The following is an 18,671-nucleotide window of genomic DNA, read 5'->3' as shown; positions in this document are numbered from 1 at the left end:
GCGAAAGCGTCGGCAGCATCGCTGCAAATCTTACGAACCGCTTCGCCGGCAAGCCGGCTCCTACGCAAAGCATCGAGCCTTGGGAAAACCCAGCCCTTGCAGGGGCTGGCTTGCCAGCGAAGGCGTTTGCAGCATCGGTGCAAATCTTGCCGGCCCCTTCGCCGGCAAGCCGGCTCCTACGTGAGGTGCTGTGTCGGCTATTGGCTGGTATCAATGCTGACCACCACCGACAACCCCGGGCGCAGGCGTTCAAGCTCCGGCTGGTCCGGGTCGACGGTGATCCGCACCGGCACCCGCTGGGCAATCTTGACGAAGTTGCCGGTGGCATTGTCGGCCTGCAGCAAGGCGAACTCGGAACCGGTGGCCGGGGAGATCCGCTGCACCTTGCCGGTGAATTTGCGGTGGTTCAGGGCGTCCACGGTAAAGCTCACCGGCTGCCCGACCCGGACGTTGTCCATCTGGGTTTCCTTCATGTTGGCAATCACCCACAGCTGGTTCGGCACCAGGGCCATGAGCTGGGCGCCGGAGTTGACGTAGGCCCCCAGGCGCACGCCGATCTGCCCCAGCTGGCCGTCCCGCGGGGCGAGGATGCGGGTGTTGGACAGGTCGATCCGCGCCAGTTCCACTGCGGCTTCGGCGCTGGCCACCGCCGCTTCCAGGGAGCCGCGGTTGACGATCACGGTCTGCAGGTCCTGGCGGGCTATTTCCAGTTGCGCCTGGGCCTGGGCCACGGCGGCCACGGTCTGGGCATTGGCCGCGCGGGTCACGTCCAGTTCACGCCGGGACACCGAGCCGTCGGCAATCAGTGCTTCGTTGCGTTGCAGGTCGGCCGCGCTCTTGCGCGCCTGGGCCTGGCTGTCGGCCAGGGCCGCCTGGCGCAGCTTGATGGTGGCTTCGGCGCTGTTGCGCTGTTGCAGGGCATTGGCCAGGGCCGCCTTCTGCACCGCCAGTTGCGCCAGGGACTGGTCCAGGCGCTGCTGGTAGATGCGGTCGTCAAGGCGCACCAGCAGGTCGCCGGCCTTGACCTGCTGGAAGTCCTGCACCGGCACTTCGAACACGTAGCCACTGAGCTGCGGGCCGATGATGGTCACCTGCCCCCGCACCAGGGCGTTCTCGGTGCTTTCGATGGCGCTGGAGAAGGGTGGCAGTTGCCAGGCGTAGAGCACGATCAGCACACCGACGATGGCGATGGCGGCAAAGCCCAGGGACGAGATGATGCGCACCGCCAGCGGCCGTGGCTCGGTGGCCGGCATGGTCGGCGGGCCGCTGGGCTCGGGAGTCGAGGCAATGGCGTTGGTGGTGGGGTTGACGGTTTCGCTCATGAAGAAGAGGCACCACTTTGTTGAACGGGAGCCGGGGCAGCAGGCGCGACCGCTTGGGTCGTGCTCATCAGCCACAGGCTGCGAATGAATATCCAGATCATGGTCAGTACCGCAATCACCGCGATCAGCATGAATACATCGTTATAGGCCAGTACGTTGGCTTCGCGCGTGGCCGCGGTGGCCAGGCTGCGTATGCCTTGCAGGGTGCGCAGGTCCGGGTCGGCAATGACCTTGCCGTAGGCCGCCCCGCCGCTCTGTACCCGGGCCAGGACCTGGGGATCGAGCAGGGTCAACTGCTCGACGATATGGCTGGAATGGTACTTCTCGCGCACGATCTGGAAGGTCCCGAGCAAGGCCGAGCCGATCAGCCCGCCAAGGTTCTGGCAGATGCCGAACAGCACCGAGAAGCTCACCAGGTTGCGCGGGTTGGTCAGCACGTTGCGGGTGCCCAGGACCATGGTCGGGCCAAGAAAGAACGTACCGCCGAAGGCCAGCAGGAACTGGCTGAAGTACATGTTGGCCGGGCGCGTGAGGTTGCTCGAAAAGCTGTCCATTACCGACCCCACGGCCATCAGCGCCAGGGAAATGACCAGTGGCATCAGCAGGTGCGCCGGGTTGATGGTCAGGGCGCTGGTGGCCAGCCCGGCAATGCTGCCCAGCAGCATCACCCCGTAGAGCATGCGCATCTGCTGGCTGCTCATGTTCAGCGCCTGGAGAAAGCCTACGGCGCCGGTGGACTGTTCCGACAGCACCATGCGAATCAGTATCACTGCCAGGGCCAGGCGGATTATCGCCCCGCTGCCCAGCCAGCGGGTCATCAGCATCGGGTTGCTGCGGTTATGTTCGATGCACAGCCCGGCCATGATCAGCAGGATCGAGGCGGCGCTGGCGTAGCCGATCCACGGCGCCTCCAGCCACCAGTCGATGCGCCCCAGGGACAGCACCGCGCACAGCAGGGCCACGCCAGTGGCCAATAGGGCAAAGGTCAGGAAATCGAGCTTCTCGAAGGTACGGAAGCGGTCCCCCGGCGGCAGCTTGAGCATGAACACGCAGCCCAGGGAGGTCAGCGCCAGGCCCAGTTCGAACAGGTACAGGCCGCGCCATTCGGCGATCTGCAGCAGGTCCTCGGAAAACAGCCGGGCCAGGGGCAAGGCCAGTTGCGAGGCGCCCAGCCCCAGCACCAGGGCCTTGAGCCGCCACTTCGCCGGGAAGGCCTGGACCATGTAGTACAGGCCCAGGGAGCTCAGCGCCGCGCCGACCATGCCGTGGGCCGCGCGCACGGCGATGGCCGAGCTCAGGTCGTTGACGAACAGGTGGCCGAAGGTCACCAGGGCGTAGAGCACCAGGAACACTTCGGTGAAGGCGCGCAGGCCGAACTGCTGGCGAAACTTCACCAGCAACAGGTTCATCGACACGTTGGTCATCACGTAGGCGGCCGGCAGCCAGGCCATTTCCGCGGTGGTCGCCCCCAGCGCCCCCTGCAGGTACGGCAGGTTGGCGATCACCAACGAGTTGCCCAGGCCACCGGTGATGGCCACCAGCAAGCCCACCAGCGCATAGGCCAGGCGCTTGTGGGTAGGGTGCAACGGTGTCGAGGGGGAGCCGGGCAAGCTGGGCTTTTCGTGGGGCTGCCAGTTGCGCGGGGCGTAGTGATCCATGCCATGACCTTGTGCTGTGCCGGCCGCTGTTGCGGCGGTCGGCGATATTCCCGGTGGTCCGGCAGTGTGCCGGAAAATCCCGCCGCCCAGGCAATGCCCGGGCTTACAGGATGAATTTTATTTTAAGGCGCTGGCGTCGGTGGCTTTTTTTCGGAATCCTGCATGCGCTGGCCCCCGCCCTTCCCTGCCCTCGCCTGTTGGAGCCCGAATGCCCCTGAACTTTGTGAAGATGCACGCCAATGGTGACGACTTCGTGCTGATCGATGCCCGTGGCCGCACCAACCCGATCACCCGCGAGCTGGCCAGGGCCCTGGGGGACCGCCGGCGTGGCATCGGTTTCAATCAGTTGGTGGTGCTCGGCGATTGCAGCGACAGCGCGGCGCAACTGACCTTCTTCAACGCCGATGGTTCCAGCCTGGACACCTGCGGCAGTGCCACCCGGGGCGCCGCCGACCTGCTGATGCAGGAAAGCGGCGTCACCTCGGTGCAGGTGAAAACCGCCCGCGGCCTGCAGCAATGCCTGCGCATTGAGGATCGGTCGGTGTCGGTGGAAATGGGCCTGCCTTCGTTCGACTGGCAGTCCATCCCCCTGGTCCGAGAGCTGGACAGCCTGCACCTGCCACTGCCGGGAACACCGGCGGCGTGCAGCATGGGCAACCCCCATTGCAGTTTTTTCGTCGACGACCTGGCACCGCTGGACATTGCCACGCTGGGCCCACAGATCGAGAACCACCCGCTGTTTCCACACAAGACCAATGTGCACTTCATCCAGGTGATCGATCGCCAGACCATCCGTCTGCGCATCTGGGAGCGCAATGGCGCCATCCCCCTGGGTTCCGGCTCCTGCTCCTGCGCAGCGGCAGTCAACGGCATCCGCCGCGGCCTGCTGGACAGCCCGGTGCGGGTGCTGTGCGATGGCGGGCCGGTGACGGTGAGCTGGGACGGCCAGGGCAAGGTGCGCCTGGCCGGCAGCGTGACCCGGGTGTTCAGCGGGTCACTGTGAAGGGATTTACTTTTCCTACATCCAGCCCAGCCATTTCCACCAGGTCATGGCGAACACCAGCATCAGCAGGTAGCCGATCAGCGTCACCAGCAGCCCGACCTTGGCGAACTGCCGGGCATTGAAGGTCTCGGTACCCAGGCAGACCATGTTCTGCGGCGCGTTGATCGGCAGGATGAAGCCGTAGCTGACCACAAAGCCCAGGAGCATGGTCATGCCCAGGCGGCTGAACTCACCCGGCAGGGTCTGCAGCACGGCGATCAGGATCGGCAGCAAGGCCGAAGTCAGCGCCGTGGCGCTGGCGAACCCCAGGTGGATGAGGATCAGGAACGCCGCGAGAATCGCGAACACCGCCAAAGGCCCCACCTGGTCCAGGCCGGTATGGGCCACTACCTGGCTCCCCAGCCATTGCCCGGCCTGGGTGCTGAGCAGCGCCGATCCCAGGCTGATGCCGACGCCGAAGACGATCACCGTGCCCCAGGGAATGCGCGACTGCACATCCTTCCAGGTCATGATGCCGATCCGCGGCAGCAGCAGGATCACCAGCCCGGCGTAGGTGGTGGTCGTGGTGTCGAAGGGGTGCAGCTTGCCTTCGGTGGACCAGGCCAACAACAGCAGCACCGACACCGCCAGCAGGCGTTTCTGCGGCCCGGTCATGGGCCCGATGTCCGCCAGGGACTGGGCCACCGCCTCCTTGCCGCCGGGAATGCTGTCGGTTTCAGGCGGCAGCAGTTTCAGCACCAGCCACAGCAGCACCAAAGACATGATCACCGCCCAGGGCGCGCCGGCGATCAGCCAGTCGAGCCAGGCCACGCGCTGGCCGAGCATCTTGTCCATGAAGCCCACGGTCAGCAGGTTCTGCGCCGCGGCGGTCTGGATCCCGACGTTCCAGATGCTGGTGCCCTGGGCGACCACGATCATCAGCCCGGCGGCGATATTGGAGCGCTTGTCGACGCCGAAGGCGGCAATCACCCCCATCATGATCGGCACCACACAGGCACTGCGCGCGGTGGCGCTGGGCACCAGCAGGCTGAGGAGGATGGTCACGGCGATGGCCCCGATAAGGATGCGCCGGGTGCTGGTGCCGACCCGGGTCAGGGTCACCAGGGCGATGCGCCGGTCGAGGCCGGTGTGGGTCATGGCGGCGGCGATGAACAAGGCACCGGCCACCAGGGCCAGGGCCGAATTGGAGAACCCGGTCAGGGCCAGGCCGATGGCCGCCGAGCTGCCATAGAGCTGGCTCGGGTCCTGCAGGGTCGGCGCGGTGCCGATGAGGAAGGCCATCAAGGCGGTGATCATGATCGCGCTGGCCTCGTAGGACACCGCCTCGCTGATCCACACCACCACGGCAAAGGCCAGGATCGCCAGCATCCGGTGCCCCGCCACCGGCAGGTCGGCGGGCAGTGGCAACAGCAGCACGGCAACCATCGCCAGCACGGCGATCAGCAATCCAATCGGTAATACAGCCTTGGCCGTGGGCGCCGTTGTTTCAGGCTTGGACATGGGCCTTTTCCTTTTCAATTGGACAGGCGCCGAGCATGGCGCAAAACCCCGGAAAGCGCCTTGATGAAGGTCAAGCACGGCGTCCTGCAAGGGCTCAAGCTGTCTGCGGGCTGAACAGGAAAACACCCGTAGAAATATTTTTTTACATCTATGCAGATTTTTCACAACTTTGAGATCAGAGTGATATCAAGGCGACAAGGAGTCGAAACGTACTTGGCTGTATCACTCCAACCTGCAAGGTGCCTTTATGGTGACAAGAAACATGAAACTGACTTCCAGGGCGCTACTGAGTTTCGGCGCCATCTGTGTACTGCTGATTGGTCTGGGAGGGCTGGCACTGTGGAAAATGGGACAGATTCACGACGCGGCACTGGATCTGCAAACCAACTGGCTGCCCAGCGTCAGGCAAGCCACAAAAATCGAATCCGGCACCTTGCGCGTGCGCCTGGAAGCACTGCACTACGCCACTGAGAACGATACCCAGAAAGCCGCTTCGCTGGACAAGCTGGGGACCCTGAAGGCCAGCCTGGCCCAGGCCATCAAGGATTACGAACCGCTGGTTTCCAGCGCCGAGGAAAAAACCACCTTTGATCAGGTCAAGCGCGGCGCCCAGGACTACCTGGACAAGCTGGCGGTGCTGATCGAGAGCAGCAAGACCAACACTGCACAACAGACCAGCGACTACATCAACCAGGTCACCGTGCCCCTGGCCAACACCCTGCAGTCCGCCATCGAGGCACTGATCGCCATCAACGAAAACGGCGCCGAGCACTCCGCCAACCAGGCAGGCCAACAGTTCGACACCGGCCTGACCCTGACCTCGGTGATCATCGTCCTGGCGATTGTCCTGACGATCCTCATCGCCACCCTGTTCACCCGCAGCATCATCCGCCCGGTGCTGTCGCTGCTGGCCACCACCCAGAAGATCGCCGAGGGCGACTTGCGGGCCCAGGTGGACGTCAGCGGCCAGGACGAGCTGACCGACCTGCAGAGATCCACCCAGGCCATGCTCGACAGCCTGAAATCCACCATCCGCCACATCGCCGATTCGTCCACCCAACTGGCTTCCGCGGCCGAGGAAATGAGCGCCATCACCCGCGAGTCCAACGCCGGCATCCAGCAACAGAGCATGGAGACCGACCAGGCCGCCACCGCGGTCAATGAAATGACCGCTGCGGTGGAGGAAGTGGCGCGCAACGCGGTGTCCGCCTCGCAATCCACCCAGGCCTCCGAGCGCTCGGCCGGGCTGGGCAAGGAGCGGGTCGAGCAGACCATCCACTCCATCGAGAAACTCACCGGCACCGTGGAACACACCCGGCTGGAAATGGCCGGCCTGGCCCAGCAGGCCCAGGACATCACCAAGGTCCTGGATGTGATCCGCGCCATTGCCGAGCAGACCAACCTGCTGGCCCTGAACGCCGCGATCGAGGCCGCCCGGGCCGGGGAACAGGGCCGCGGCTTCGCCGTGGTGGCCGATGAAGTGCGCGCCCTCGCCCACCGCACCCAGCTCTCGACCCAGGAGATCGAGCAGATGATCCAGGGCATCCAGAGCGGTTCGAGCAAGGCTATGCTGTCTATGCAGCAAAGCAGCGAGGACGCCAGCCAGACCCTGGCCATCGCCCACGAGGCCGGCGCCGCCATCGGTCATATCACCCAGGCCATCAGCGAAATCAACGAACGCAACCTGATGATCGCCACCGCCTCGGAGGAACAGGCCCAGGTGGCACGCTCGGTGGACCAGAACCTGATGAGCATCCGCGACCTGTCGCTGCAAAGCTCGTCCGCCGCCAGCCAGACTTCCATCGCCAGCAGTGAACTGTCGTCACTGGCGGTCAGTCTGAACAAACTGGTGGCACGCTTCTCCCTCTGACCGGGCGCGACCGGTCAAGCGGTTCAGGATAAGTAACGGCAAGGAGCGTTATCGATCAGCCAGCCCGGGCCGCCTCTTGGCGCCCGGGCCGGTCTGAATCAGGTGGGGGGCTCGACCGTGCTCAAACTCATTTCCGTGCAGCAGTTGCAGATGGGCATGTATATCCACCAGTTCTGCGGTTCGTGGCTGGACCATTCGTTCTGGAAAGCCGGCTTCGTGCTCAATAGCCACGCCGACCTGCAGCGCCTGCGCCAGTCCAATGTCAGCAGCCTGTGGATCGACTCGGACAAGGGCCTGGACCTGCCGGCGAACCCGCACCCCAGCGCGCCGGCCGCCCAGCCGCCGCTCAAGAGCGAAGCCCCGCTGCGGGTCGAGCGGGCCGAGGAAATCCAGCGTGCGCTGAAGATCTGCGCCCACTCCAAGAAGGCGGTGATGCAGATGTTCCAGGAGGTGCGCATGGGCCAGGCCATCGAGCTGGTCCAGGTGGACGAGCTGGTGCACAACATCTCCAGCTCGCTGCTGCGCCACCCCGACGTGCTGATCAGCCTGGCCCGGCTCAAGACCGCCGACGACTACACCTACATGCACTCGGTGGCGGTCTGCGCGCTGATGGTGGCGGTGGCCCGGCAACTGGAGCTGCCGGTGGAGCAGGTGCACCAGGCCGGAGTCGCCGGGCTGCTGCACGACATCGGCAAGCTGACCATCCCCGACAGCATCCTCAACAAACCGGAAAAACTCTCCGCCGACGAGTTCGAGCGGGTCAAGCTGCACCCTGCCGCCGGTGGTGCCATCCTGCGCCAGAACCCGCAGCTGGACGCGCTGGTGCTGGATGTGTGCCTGCACCATCACGAAAAGATCGACGGCAGCGGCTACCCGCACCACCTGGCGGGGGAGCAGATCAGTCTGTTCGCACAGATGGGTGCGGTCTGCGACGTGTATGACGCCGTGACCTCGACCCGCCCCTACAACCGTGGCTGGGACCCGGCCGAAGCCTTGCAGCGCATGTCCGGCTGGACCGGGCATTTCGGCCCGCGGGTGTTGCAGGCCCTGGTCAAGTGCGTGGGCATCTACCCGGTGGGTTCCCTGGTGCGCCTGAACAGCGGCAAGCTGGCGGTGGTCCTGGAGCAGAACAGCGAGTCGCTGCTGCTGCCCAAGGTCAAGGTGTTCTTTTCCACACGCTCGAAGATGCCCCTGCCGCAACGGGTCCTGGACCTTTCACGGCTGCAGGGCGAGGAACACATCGTCGCCCGGGAAGCGCAAGAGGCCTGGGACTTCAAGCAACTGCAACAGCTGTGGAGCGAGGTCCCGGCCTGAACCTCAGGTGCCCAGGGTCAGGCCGTTGGCCGGCAAGGGCAGCGCGGTCTTGTAGCGCACCTGCTTGAGGGCGAAGCTGGAACGGATATTGGCCACCCCGGGGACCTTGGTCAGGAAATCCATCATGAAGCGTTCCAGGGACTGGATGCTGGGCACCAGCACCCGGATCAGATAGTCCGGATCACCGGCCATCAGGTAGCACTCCATCACCTCCGGGCGGTCGGCGATGGCCTCCTCGAAGTGCTGCAGGGCCTCTTCCACCTGCTTCTCCAGGCTGACGTGGATGAACACATTGACGTGCAACCCCAACAGGTCGGCATCCAGCAGGGTCACCTGCTCGCGGATCAGCCCCAGCTCCTCCATGGCCTTGACCCGGTTGAAGCACGGGGTGGGCGAAAGATTCACCGAGCGGGCGAGGTCAGCGTTGGTGATGCGGGCATTCTCCTGAAGACTGTTGAGAATGCCGATATCGGTACGGTCCAGTTTGCGCATGAGACAAAACAACCTGTTTTTTATGTTTATGCAGATTTTTTATCTGCAAATACCGTCCAGCGCAATGAAACAGAGATAAATATTCTTCTACGCCCGGCCTATGATGTTTGTAGGACAAGATTTCTCTTACCCAGGGAATGACTGTCAGCTAGCGCGCCCAATTACAAGAAATCCACAAGATCGAGCGTAGAAAGCCATGACCCCAGCGTATGCACCGCTACGCCTGCACGTTCCCGAGCCCTCGGGACGTCCCGGCTGCAAGACCGACTTCACCTACCTGCGTCTGAACGATGCCGGCCTGGCCCGCAAACCTCCTATCGATATCGAACCTGCCGACTGCGCCGACCTGGCCCGTGGCCTGATCCGCGTGCTCGACGATCAGGGCAACGCCCTGGGCGACTGGGCCGCGGACGTGCCTGTGGAGATCCTCCGCCAGGGCATGCGCGCCATGCTCAAGACGCGGATCTTCGACAACCGCATGGTGGTCGCCCAACGGCAGAAGAAGATGTCCTTCTATATGCAGAGCCTGGGCGAGGAAGCCATCGGCAGTGCCCAGGCCCTGGCGTTGAACATCGACGACATGTGCTTCCCCACCTACCGCCAGCAAAGCATCCTGATGGCCCGGGAAGTGCCGCTGGTGGAGATGATCTGCCAACTGCTGTCCAACGAGCGCGATCCGCTCAAGGGGCGCCAGCTGCCGATCATGTACTCGGTGAAGGAATCCGGGTTCTTTACTATCTCCGGCAACCTGGCGACCCAGTTCGTGCAGGGCGTGGGCTGGGGCATGGCCTCGGCGATCAAGGGCGATACCAAGATCGCCTCGGCCTGGATCGGCGACGGCGCCACCGCCGAGTCGGACTTCCACACCGCCCTGACCTTCGCCCACGTGTACCGCGCACCGGTGATCCTCAACGTGGTCAACAACCAGTGGGCGATCTCCACCTTCCAGGCCATCGCCGGCGGTGAAGCCACCACCTTCGCCGGACGCGGCGTGGGCTGCGGCATCGCTTCGCTGCGGGTCGACGGCAACGACTTCATCGCCGTCTACACCGCCTCGCGCTGGGCCGCCGAACGTGCCCACCGCAACCTTGGCCCGACCCTGATCGAGTGGGTCACCTACCGCGCCGGCCCGCACTCCACCTCCGACGACCCGTCCAAGTACCGCCCGGCCGACGACTGGAGCCACTTCCCCCTGGGCGATCCGATTGCCCGTCTCAAGCAGCACCTGATCAAGATCGGCCAGTGGTCCGAAGAGGAACACGCCGCGGTCAGTGCCGAGCTGGAAGCCCAGGTCATCGCCGCCCAGAAGGAAGCCGAGCAGTACGGCACCCTCGCCGGCGGCCAGATCCCCAGCGCCGCGACCATGTTCGAGGATGTCTACAAGGACATGCCCGAGCACTTGAAACGCCAACGCCAGGAACTGGGGATCTGAAATGAACGATCACAACAACAATATCCAGCTGGACACCGCCATGACCACCACCACCATGACCATGATCCAGGCCCTGCGCTCGGCTATGGATGTGATGCTCGAGCGTGACGACAACGTCGTGGTGTTCGGCCAGGACGTGGGCTACTTCGGCGGCGTGTTCCGCTGCACCGAAGGCCTGCAGGCCAAGTACGGCACCTCGCGGGTGTTCGACGCGCCGATCTCGGAAAGCGGCATCGTCGGCGCGGCCATCGGCATGGGCGCCTACGGCCTGCGCCCGGTGGCGGAAATCCAGTTCGCCGACTACGTCTACCCGGCCTCGGACCAGATCATTTCCGAAGCCGCGCGCCTGCGCTATCGCTCCGCCGGCCAGTTCACCGCGCCCATGACCCTGCGCATGCCTTGCGGCGGCGGCATCTACGGCGGGCAGACCCACAGCCAGAGCATCGAGGCGATGTTCACCCAGGTCTGCGGCCTGCGCACCGTGATGCCGTCCAACCCCTACGACGCCAAGGGCCTGCTGATCGCCTCCATCGAGAACGATGACCCAGTGATCTTCCTCGAACCCAAGCGCCTGTATAACGGCCCGTTCGACGGCCATCACGATCGCCCGGTAACCCCCTGGTCGAAACACCCGGCGGCCCAGGTACCGGACGGCTACTACAAGGTGCCGCTGGACGTGGCGGCCATCGCCCGCCCGGGCAAGGACGTGACCATCCTCACCTACGGCACCACCGTCTACGTGTCGCAAGTGGCGGCCGAGGAAACCGGCATCGACGCCGAGGTCATCGACCTGCGCAGCCTGTGGCCCCTGGACCTGGACACCATCGTCAAGTCGGTGAAAAAGACTGGCCGTTGCGTGGTGGTACACGAAGCCACCCGTACCTGCGGTTTCGGCGCCGAACTGGTGTCGCTGGTGCAGGAACACTGCTTCCACCACCTGGAAGCCCCGATCGAGCGCGTCACCGGTTGGGATACGCCGTATCCCCACGCGCAGGAGTGGGCATATTTCCCAGGGCCGTCCCGAGTGGGCGCGGCGCTGCAACGGGTCATGGAGGTCTGAATGGGCACGCACGTAATCAAGATGCCGGACATCGGCGAAGGCATCGCGGAAGTTGAACTGGCGCAGTGGCACGTCAAGGTCGGCGATCAGGTAGTGGAAGATCAGGTTCTGGCAGACGTGATGACCGACAAGGCGATGGTCGACATCCCCTCCCCGGTGCACGGCAAGGTCATCTCCCTGGGCGGCGAGCCCGGTGAAGTGATGGCGGTGGGCAGCATCCTCATCAGCATCGAGGTCGAAGGCGCGGGCAACCTCAAGGAATCCGCCCAGGCAGCCGCACCGGCGGCAAAAGAGCCGGCAGCTATTAATAAGCCCGTGGCCGCCGCGCCAGTGGCCCAAGCCCCCAAAGCGGAAAAACCCGTCGCCAGTCCAGCAGCAGCCTGCCGCCCAGCGCCCCAGGCACCGGTGGCCCGGGAAGCCGACGAGCGTCCGCTGGCCTCGCCGGCGGTGCGCAAGCACGCCCTGGACCTGGGCATCCAGCTGCGCCTGGTGCAAGGCAGCGGCCCGGCCGGGCGCATCCTGCACGAAGACCTGGACGCCTACCTGGCCCAGGACAGCCAGCCGCTCAAGGGTTACTCGGCGCCAGGGGCCGGCTATGCCGAGCGCCATGATGAAGAGCAGATCCAGGTCATTGGCATGCGCCGCAAGATCGCCCAGCGCATGCAGGAGTCCAAGCATCGCGCCGCGCACTTCAGCTATGTCGAGGAAGTGGACGTCACCGCCCTGGAAGAGCTGCGCATCCACCTCAATGAAAAGCACGGCGCCACCCGCGGCAAGCTGACCCTGCTGCCGTTCCTGGTGCGGGCCATGGTCGTCGCCCTGCGCGACTTCCCGCAGATCAACGCCCGCTACGACGACGAGGCCCAGGTCATCACCCGCCACGGCGCGGTGCACGTCGGGGTCGCCACCCAGAGCGACGTCGGCCTGATGGTGCCGGTGGTGCGCCACGCCGAAGCCCGCAGCCTGTGGGGCAACGCCGAGGAAATCGCGCGCCTGGCCCAGGCCGCTCGCAGCGGCAAGGCCGCCCGGGATGAACTCTCCGGTTCCACCATCACCCTCACCAGCCTCGGCGCGCTGGGCGGGATCGTCAGCACGCCGGTGCTGAACCTGCCGGAAGTGGCGATTGTCGGGGTCAACCGCATCGTCGAGCGGCCCATGGTGATCAAGGGCCAGATCGTGATCCGCAAGATGATGAACCTCTCCAGCTCCTTCGATCATCGGGTGGTCGACGGCATGGACGCTGCGCAATTCATCCAGGCCATTCGCGGCCTGCTCGAACAACCCGCCACGCTGTTTGTGGAGTAAGACATGCAACAGACTCTCAATACCCAACTGTTGATCATCGGCGGCGGCCCTGGCGGTTATGTGGCGGCCATCCGCGCCGGCCAGCTGGGCATCTCCACCATTCTGGTGGAGGGCCAGTCCCTGGGCGGCACCTGCCTGAACATCGGTTGCATCCCGTCCAAGGCGCTGATCCATGTCGCCGAGCAGTTCCACCAGACCCGCCACCACAGCCAGGGCTCGGCCCTGGGCATCGAAGTGGCGGCGCCAACCCTGAACATCGGCAAGAGCGTGGAATGGAAGGACGGCATCGTCGACCGCCTGACCACCGGGGTCGCCGCGCTGCTGAAGAAAAACAAGGTCCAGGTGATTCAGGGCTGGGCCAGGGTCATCGACGGCAAGACCGTGGAAATCGAAGGCGCCGATACCCGCATCCAGTGCGAGCACCTGCTGCTGGCCACCGGTTCGAAAAGCGTCAACCTGCCGATGCTGCCCATCGGCGGGCCGATCATTTCCTCCACCGAGGCCCTGGCACCCAAGACCCTGCCCAAGCGCCTGACCGTGGTCGGCGGCGGCTACATCGGCCTGGAACTGGGCATCGCCTACCGCAAGCTCGGGGTCGAAGTCAGCGTGGTGGAGGCCCAGGAACGTATCCTGCCCGCCTACGACGGCGAACTGACCCAGCCGGTGCTGGACTCGGTGAAGCAGTTGGGGATCAAGCTCTACCTCAAGCACAGCGTGCTGGGCTTCGATGCCGCCAGCAGCAGCCTGCAGGTACGCGAACCCAATGGCGATACCCTGAACCTGGCCACCGACCAGGTGCTGGTGGCCGTGGGCCGCAAGCCCAACACCCAGGGCTGGAACCTGGAAAGCCTGAACCTGGACATGAACGGCGCGGCCATCAAGATCGACCACCGGTGCCAGACCAGCATGCGCAACGTCTGGGCCATCGGCGACCTGAGCGGTGAGCCGATGCTCGCGCACCGGGCCATGGCCCAGGGCGAGATGGTCGCCGAGCTGATCGCCGGCAAGCACCGGGAATTCAACCCGGCAGCGATCCCCGCGGTGTGCTTCACCGACCCGGAACTGGTGGTGGTGGGCAAGACCCCGGACGAGGCCCGCGCTGCCGGCCTGGATTGCATCGTCAGCAGCTTCCCGTTCGCGGCCAATGGCCGGGCCATGACCCTGGAATCGAAAAGCGGTTTCGTGCGGGTGGTGGCCCGAAGTGACAATCACCTGATTGTCGGCTGGCAGGCAGTGGGAGTCGGAGTCTCCGAATTGTCCACGGCGTTCGGCCAATCCCTGGAAATGGGCGCGCGCCTGGAAGACATCGGCGGCACCATCCACGCCCACCCGACCCTGGGTGAAGCGGTCCAGGAAGCGGCGCTGCGGGCACTGGGCCACGCCCTGCATCTGTAACCACTCAAGGGGCACACAGGACAGTGCCCAGGTAGGAGCGCGGCTGGCCCGCGAAAGGGCCAGCGTGGACAGCCAAGCGGCCTTCGCGAGCAAGCTCGCTCCTACAGGGGTATGGGGCTGTTAGGGGGGAAGCTTCATAAGCAGGCTAAGTTTTTTTGCGCCCCCTCCCATCGTCCGGGATGCGGCACGCCCCCGGAATGCAGTATTGTTGTGCCCATCCAAAAAAACGTCAGAAGCCTTGAGCCGTTCCGACGGTTGTTAAGCGATAGAGGGTGTCATGGGTAACGAAAGCATCAATTGGGACAAGCTGGGTTTTGACTACATCAAGACAGACAAGCGCTATCTGTCGCACTGGCGTAACGGCGAGTGGGACGCAGGCACCCTGACTGAAGACAATGTGCTGCACATCAGCGAGGGCTCCACCGCCCTGCACTATGGCCAGCAATGTTTCGAAGGCCTGAAGGCCTACCGCTGCAAGGACGGTTCGATCAACCTGTTCCGTCCGGACCAGAACGCCGCACGCATGCAGCGCAGCTGCGCCCGCCTGCTGATGCCGCAGGTCTCCACCGAACAGTTCATCGAAGCCTGCAAGGCCGTGGTCAAGGCCAACGAACGCTTCATCCCGCCCTACGGCACCGGCGGCGCGCTGTACCTGCGCCCATTCGTGATCGGCGTCGGCGACAACATCGGCGTGCGCACCGCGCCGGAGTTCATCTTCTCGATCTTCGCCATCCCGGTCGGCGCCTACTTCAAGGGCGGCCTGACCCCGCACAACTTCCTGATCTCCAGCTACGACCGCGCGGCGCCTCAGGGCACCGGCGCGGCCAAGGTCGGTGGCAACTACGCCGCCAGCCTGATGCCCGGCGCCCAGGCCAAGAAGGCCAGCTTCGCCGACTGCATCTACCTCGACCCGCTGACCCACAGCAAGATCGAGGAAGTGGGTTCGGCCAACTTCTTCGGCATCACCCATGACGACAAATTCGTCACCCCCAACTCGCCATCGGTACTGCCGGGCATCACCCGCCTGTCGCTGATCGAGCTGGCCAAGACCCGCCTGGGCCTGGAAGTGGTCGAAGGCGACGTGTTCATCGACAAGCTGGCGGACTTCAAGGAAGCCGGTGCCTGCGGTACTGCTGCGGTGATCACGCCGATCGGCGGCATCGAGTACCAGAACAAGCTGCACGTGTTCTACAGCGAAAAAGAAGTCGGCCCGATCACCCAGAAGCTCTATAAAGAGCTGACCGGTGTGCAGACCGGCGACGTCGAAGCGCCAGCGGGCTGGATCGTCAAGGTCTGATTCCCCCCCCTGCTTCAGCCGAGCCCGCCCCTGGTTGCCAGGGGCGGGCTTTTTCATGCCTGGAGCCTGCAGGATGCCAGCCGAAGGCGGGGCTCCCCCTCAGAGGCTGATACCGAACAACATCAGCACCTGTTGCGTTCCATCCACCACCAGCAGCGCGGCCTGGGATGCCATCAAGGTGTAGAAAAAGCTCGCGATCAACACGCAGAGCTCGAACCAGACGAACATCGGCCAGTTGCTGGCGCGCAGCGGCCGCTCCTGCATGAGCTGCCTCACGCCGTTGCGTGGCAGGTGATAGACGATCTCGAACACCTTGGTCTCGCGAAAATTCTTGAACACTGCATACATCACGGCAAAGCCGGTGACAGCCGCCATCCACCAGAAACCGACCAGTTCCACCCCGCTCTGCCCCTGGGACTGGAGGCTGGCGCTCTGTTGAAAAAAATGCATGCCCACCGCTGAAACCAAAGGCATCACGACCCCGAAGTAGACCACCAGCCCCAGGCTGGCCATGGCCACACCGCTGGCAAAGACACTGATGCGGATCACCCAGGCGAGAAACCCGGGGGAAAACTTCGAATAGGCCCTCTGGGTTTCGATCACCAGCAAGGGGATCAGCATGGTCAGCACTCCAACCGCGATGTCCACGACCTTGAACCCGGTCTTGGGCAGCAGCAGCGCCGCCAGGAAGGTCACGCCGCGGCTGCCCACCCGCCACATCATCTTCGCGTCGTCAGTCACTCCCTTCGACCAGAATTCCTCGGTAATGCCCTTGCCGTCATCCACGCCGTCATCCATTGGCTGCCTGCCTCATTGTTCAAAGCCGCCCATTGTCAGGGAAGGCCCTGGGGCCTGCCCAGCGCTATCGCCGCGCGGCTGGCCGATCCGCTTGCCTGGCCGTGCTGCCACCTGGCTGGCCTGCCCGTCGCGCTGCTTGCCGTGGCGGGCCTGGTTGATCAGTGCCGGAATCAGCGGCCCCTCCGGCAGGTGCTTCCAGAAGCGCGCCGGCAAATGCCCCTGCATCACCCGGGGGTTGAGCCGCGCCGGGTTGAAGATATGGCTGTAGTAGGCCAGCCACAGCTCGCCCCCGGGGTCTTCACCGGCCTGGGCCAGTTGCCGCCAGGCGCTGGGGCAGCGCCTCTGGTGGTGCAGTTGCGTACCGTCGAAATACACCCCGTCCCGGGGCGTGGCGATCATCCAGCGGTGGCGCCCCATGCGCCCGATGAAATGCCGGCTGGCCTGGGCCAGGATGTCGTGGGCCGGCTCGTGCCAGGCCACGTATTCAGGCTGCTCGGCCAGCTGTGAGCGGCCCGCGGGCAAGCTGACGAAGCGCACGAAGGCATGCAGGTGATGGGCCTCGCGGTCGACTTGCTTGATTCGCCGCTGCAACTCGCTGCCCAGTTGATCGCCGCTGAGCATGGCCGTGCGGTCGCCATGGCTGACCCGCCACAGCACCTCGTACAAGAGGCTCCAGCGCTGCTCGCCGCGATAGCAGGCGGCCCGTTCCAGCAGCTCCAGCAGGGCCAGGGGAATCCGCGCACGAAACGGACCGGGCTGCTCAGGGCAAGCCTCATCGCTGGCGAACAGATCGGCCTCCTGCGTCCCGGACCAACTGACCCGGCTCGGGTCGATGGAATGGCTGAGCAGCCAGCGCGCCTGCTGGCGCCAGGTGTCGAACAGGTCGTCACAGTCCAGGCTGATCATCCCCAAAGCCCCATCTGCTGCGGTTGCGGGCGTTCCCGCAGTTGCTGGTAGAGCAGCGCGCTGCTGGTCTCCGCCTGCTGCGGGTGATAGTCGCTGGTGATAAAGAACGGCCTGGCCTTGCTCAGCACACAGCGCATGCGCGCCAGGTCCTCGTAGCGGATACGCCGCTCGCGGCGCAGTTCCACCAGGCGCTGGGTAGTGCGCAGGCCGATCCCCGGAATGCGCGAGATCAGCGCCGGTTCGGCACGGTTCAGGTCCAGGGGAAACACGCTGCGGTTGTCCAGGGCCCAGGCCAGCTTGGGGTCCATGTCCAGGGCCAGGTGCCCCGGCCCCTGGAACAGTTCGTTGGCGCTGAAGCCATAGCCGCGCAGCAGGAAGTCGGCCTGGTACAGGCGGTGCTCGCGCATCAGCGGTGGCGCGGCCAGGGGTACGCTTTTCGGGCTGTTGGGAATCGGGCTGAAGGCCGAGTAATAGACCCGGCGCAGGCGGAAGTTGCCGTACAGCGCCTCGGCGCTGTGGAGGATGGTGCTGTCGTCGGTGTCATCGGCGCCGACGATCATCTGGGTGCTCTGCCCGGCCGGGGCGAAGCGCGGCGCCCGGGGCTCGTTGAGCACCGTCTGCTCGCCGGTATAGATGGTGCCCATGGCCTGCTTGATCGAACCCAGGTGCTTTTCCGGGGCCAGGGCCTTGAGGCCCTGGTCGGTGGGCAGCTCGACGTTGACGCTGAGGCGGTCGGCGTAGCGCCCGGCCTGCTCGATCAGCAACGGGTCGGCGTCGGGGATGGTCTTGAGGTGGATGTAGCCACGGAACTCGTGCTCTTCGCGCAGCAGCCTTGCCACCTGCACCAGTTGCTCCATGGTGTAGTCCGCCGAGCGGATGATCCCCGAGCTGAGGAACAGCCCGCTGACGCAATTGCGCCGGTAGAAATCCAGGGTCAGGCGCACGACTTCCTCGGGGCTGAAGCGTGCCCGGGGTACGTCGCTGGAACGGCGATTGACGCAGTACTGGCAGTCGTAGAGGCAGAAATTGGTCAGCAGCACCTTGAGCAGCGAGACGCAGCGCCCGTCCGGCGTATAGCTGTGGCAGATGCCCATGCCATTGCTCGAACCCAGCCCGCTCTTGCCTTCGGAACTGCGCTTGGGCGCGCCGCTGCTGGCGCAGGAAGCGTCGTACTTGGCGGCGTCGGCGAGGATGCTCAGCTTGTCGATCAGTTGCATGGTCGGGCCCGGATACTGTTTTTATATACAGTACAGAGTAAAACCCCGGGACCACAAGAGAGCTGCCGGGGCAAATTGAAAAAAAACGTCTCGCCACCCCGT

General features: G+C 64.8%; 15 protein-coding genes. 8 read left to right on the top strand and 7 right to left on the bottom strand.

Annotated features, from left to right (window positions below):
* Positions 1–197 precede the first annotated feature (197 nt).
* The gene (locus AC07R1_RS02485; protein WP_019094312.1) at positions 198–1,322 is read right to left on the bottom strand and encodes an HlyD family secretion protein; all 1,125 of its coding nucleotides are present in this window, start codon (positions 1,320–1,322) and stop codon (positions 198–200) included.
* The gene (locus AC07R1_RS02480; protein ID WP_011060836.1) at positions 1,319–2,980 is read right to left on the bottom strand and encodes an MFS transporter; all 1,662 of its coding nucleotides are present in this window, start codon (positions 2,978–2,980) and stop codon (positions 1,319–1,321) included. The genes AC07R1_RS02485 and AC07R1_RS02480 overlap by 4 nt, the downstream gene beginning before the upstream one ends.
* 208 nt (positions 2,981–3,188) lie before the next feature.
* Between AC07R1_RS02480 and dapF the strand changes: the two genes are divergently transcribed.
* Positions 3,189–3,983, top strand: coding sequence for a diaminopimelate epimerase (dapF, locus tag AC07R1_RS02475; RefSeq protein WP_495110062.1), 795 nt, complete (start codon positions 3,189–3,191; stop codon positions 3,981–3,983).
* A 15-nt stretch (positions 3,984–3,998) separates the two neighbouring features.
* On the opposite strand, the gene AC07R1_RS02470 is transcribed toward dapF, so the two are convergent.
* Complete coding sequence (locus tag AC07R1_RS02470; protein WP_065363802.1) at positions 3,999–5,483, bottom strand: DASS family sodium-coupled anion symporter; 1,485 nt, start codon at positions 5,481–5,483, stop codon at positions 3,999–4,001.
* Positions 5,484–5,730: 247 nt separating this feature from the next.
* Between AC07R1_RS02470 and AC07R1_RS02465 the strand changes: the two genes are divergently transcribed.
* A complete protein-coding gene (locus AC07R1_RS02465; protein WP_495110061.1) occupies positions 5,731–7,353 on the top strand; it encodes a methyl-accepting chemotaxis protein in 1,623 nt (540 codons plus the stop codon).
* A gap of 117 nt (positions 7,354–7,470) precedes the next feature.
* The gene (locus tag AC07R1_RS02460; protein WP_232642411.1) at positions 7,471–8,667 is read left to right on the top strand and encodes a cyclic di-GMP phosphodiesterase; all 1,197 of its coding nucleotides are present in this window, start codon (positions 7,471–7,473) and stop codon (positions 8,665–8,667) included.
* A gap of 3 nt (positions 8,668–8,670) precedes the next feature.
* Here the strand turns inward: AC07R1_RS02460 and bkdR are convergent, their stop codons facing one another.
* Entirely contained in the window at positions 8,671–9,159 is a 489-nt protein-coding gene (gene bkdR / locus AC07R1_RS02455; RefSeq protein WP_011060831.1) for a Bkd operon transcriptional regulator BkdR, read from the bottom strand.
* Between the two features lie 196 nt (positions 9,160–9,355).
* Here bkdR and AC07R1_RS02450 point away from each other — a divergent pair, with 196 nt between their 5' ends.
* The 5 genes from AC07R1_RS02450 to AC07R1_RS02430 all read left to right on the top strand — a co-directional run bounded on the left by AC07R1_RS02450 (position 9,356) and on the right by AC07R1_RS02430 (position 15,648).
* Positions 9,356–10,591: a 3-methyl-2-oxobutanoate dehydrogenase (2-methylpropanoyl-transferring) subunit alpha gene (locus AC07R1_RS02450; RefSeq protein WP_495110060.1), complete on the top strand. Its 1,236-nt coding sequence runs from the start codon at positions 9,356–9,358 to the stop codon at positions 10,589–10,591.
* A 1-nt stretch (position 10,592) separates the two neighbouring features.
* Entirely contained in the window at positions 10,593–11,651 is a 1,059-nt protein-coding gene (locus tag AC07R1_RS02445) for an alpha-ketoacid dehydrogenase subunit beta (protein ID WP_011060829.1), read from the top strand.
* Entirely contained in the window at positions 11,652–12,956 is a 1,305-nt protein-coding gene (locus tag AC07R1_RS02440) for a dihydrolipoamide acetyltransferase family protein (RefSeq protein ID WP_053150929.1), read from the top strand.
* A 3-nt stretch (positions 12,957–12,959) separates the two neighbouring features.
* A complete protein-coding gene (gene lpdA / locus AC07R1_RS02435; RefSeq protein ID WP_041117646.1) occupies positions 12,960–14,351 on the top strand; it encodes a dihydrolipoyl dehydrogenase in 1,392 nt (463 codons plus the stop codon).
* 277 nt (positions 14,352–14,628) lie between these two features.
* A complete protein-coding gene (locus AC07R1_RS02430; RefSeq protein ID WP_011060826.1) occupies positions 14,629–15,648 on the top strand; it encodes a branched-chain amino acid aminotransferase in 1,020 nt (339 codons plus the stop codon).
* Between the two features lie 99 nt (positions 15,649–15,747).
* Here the strand turns inward: AC07R1_RS02430 and AC07R1_RS02425 are convergent, their stop codons facing one another.
* From AC07R1_RS02425 to AC07R1_RS02415, 3 genes are read right to left on the bottom strand one after another with little or no spacing between them, the layout of a single operon-like run.
* The gene (locus AC07R1_RS02425; protein WP_065363798.1) at positions 15,748–16,446 is read right to left on the bottom strand and encodes a hypothetical protein; all 699 of its coding nucleotides are present in this window, start codon (positions 16,444–16,446) and stop codon (positions 15,748–15,750) included.
* Positions 16,447–16,458: 12 nt separating this feature from the next.
* Complete coding sequence (locus tag AC07R1_RS02420; protein WP_401402102.1) at positions 16,459–17,352, bottom strand: TIGR03915 family putative DNA repair protein; 894 nt, start codon at positions 17,350–17,352, stop codon at positions 16,459–16,461.
* Positions 17,349–18,569, bottom strand: a complete 1,221-nt coding sequence (locus AC07R1_RS02415; RefSeq protein WP_015635263.1) for a putative DNA modification/repair radical SAM protein — start codon at positions 18,567–18,569, stop codon at positions 17,349–17,351. The genes AC07R1_RS02420 and AC07R1_RS02415 overlap by 4 nt, the downstream gene beginning before the upstream one ends.
* Positions 18,570–18,671: the final 102 nt, after the last annotated feature.

The sequence above is a fragment of the Pseudomonas sp. GW821-FHT07F01 genome, assembly GCF_059418825.1.
This window is presented reverse-complemented; position numbering and strand designations above follow the sequence as displayed.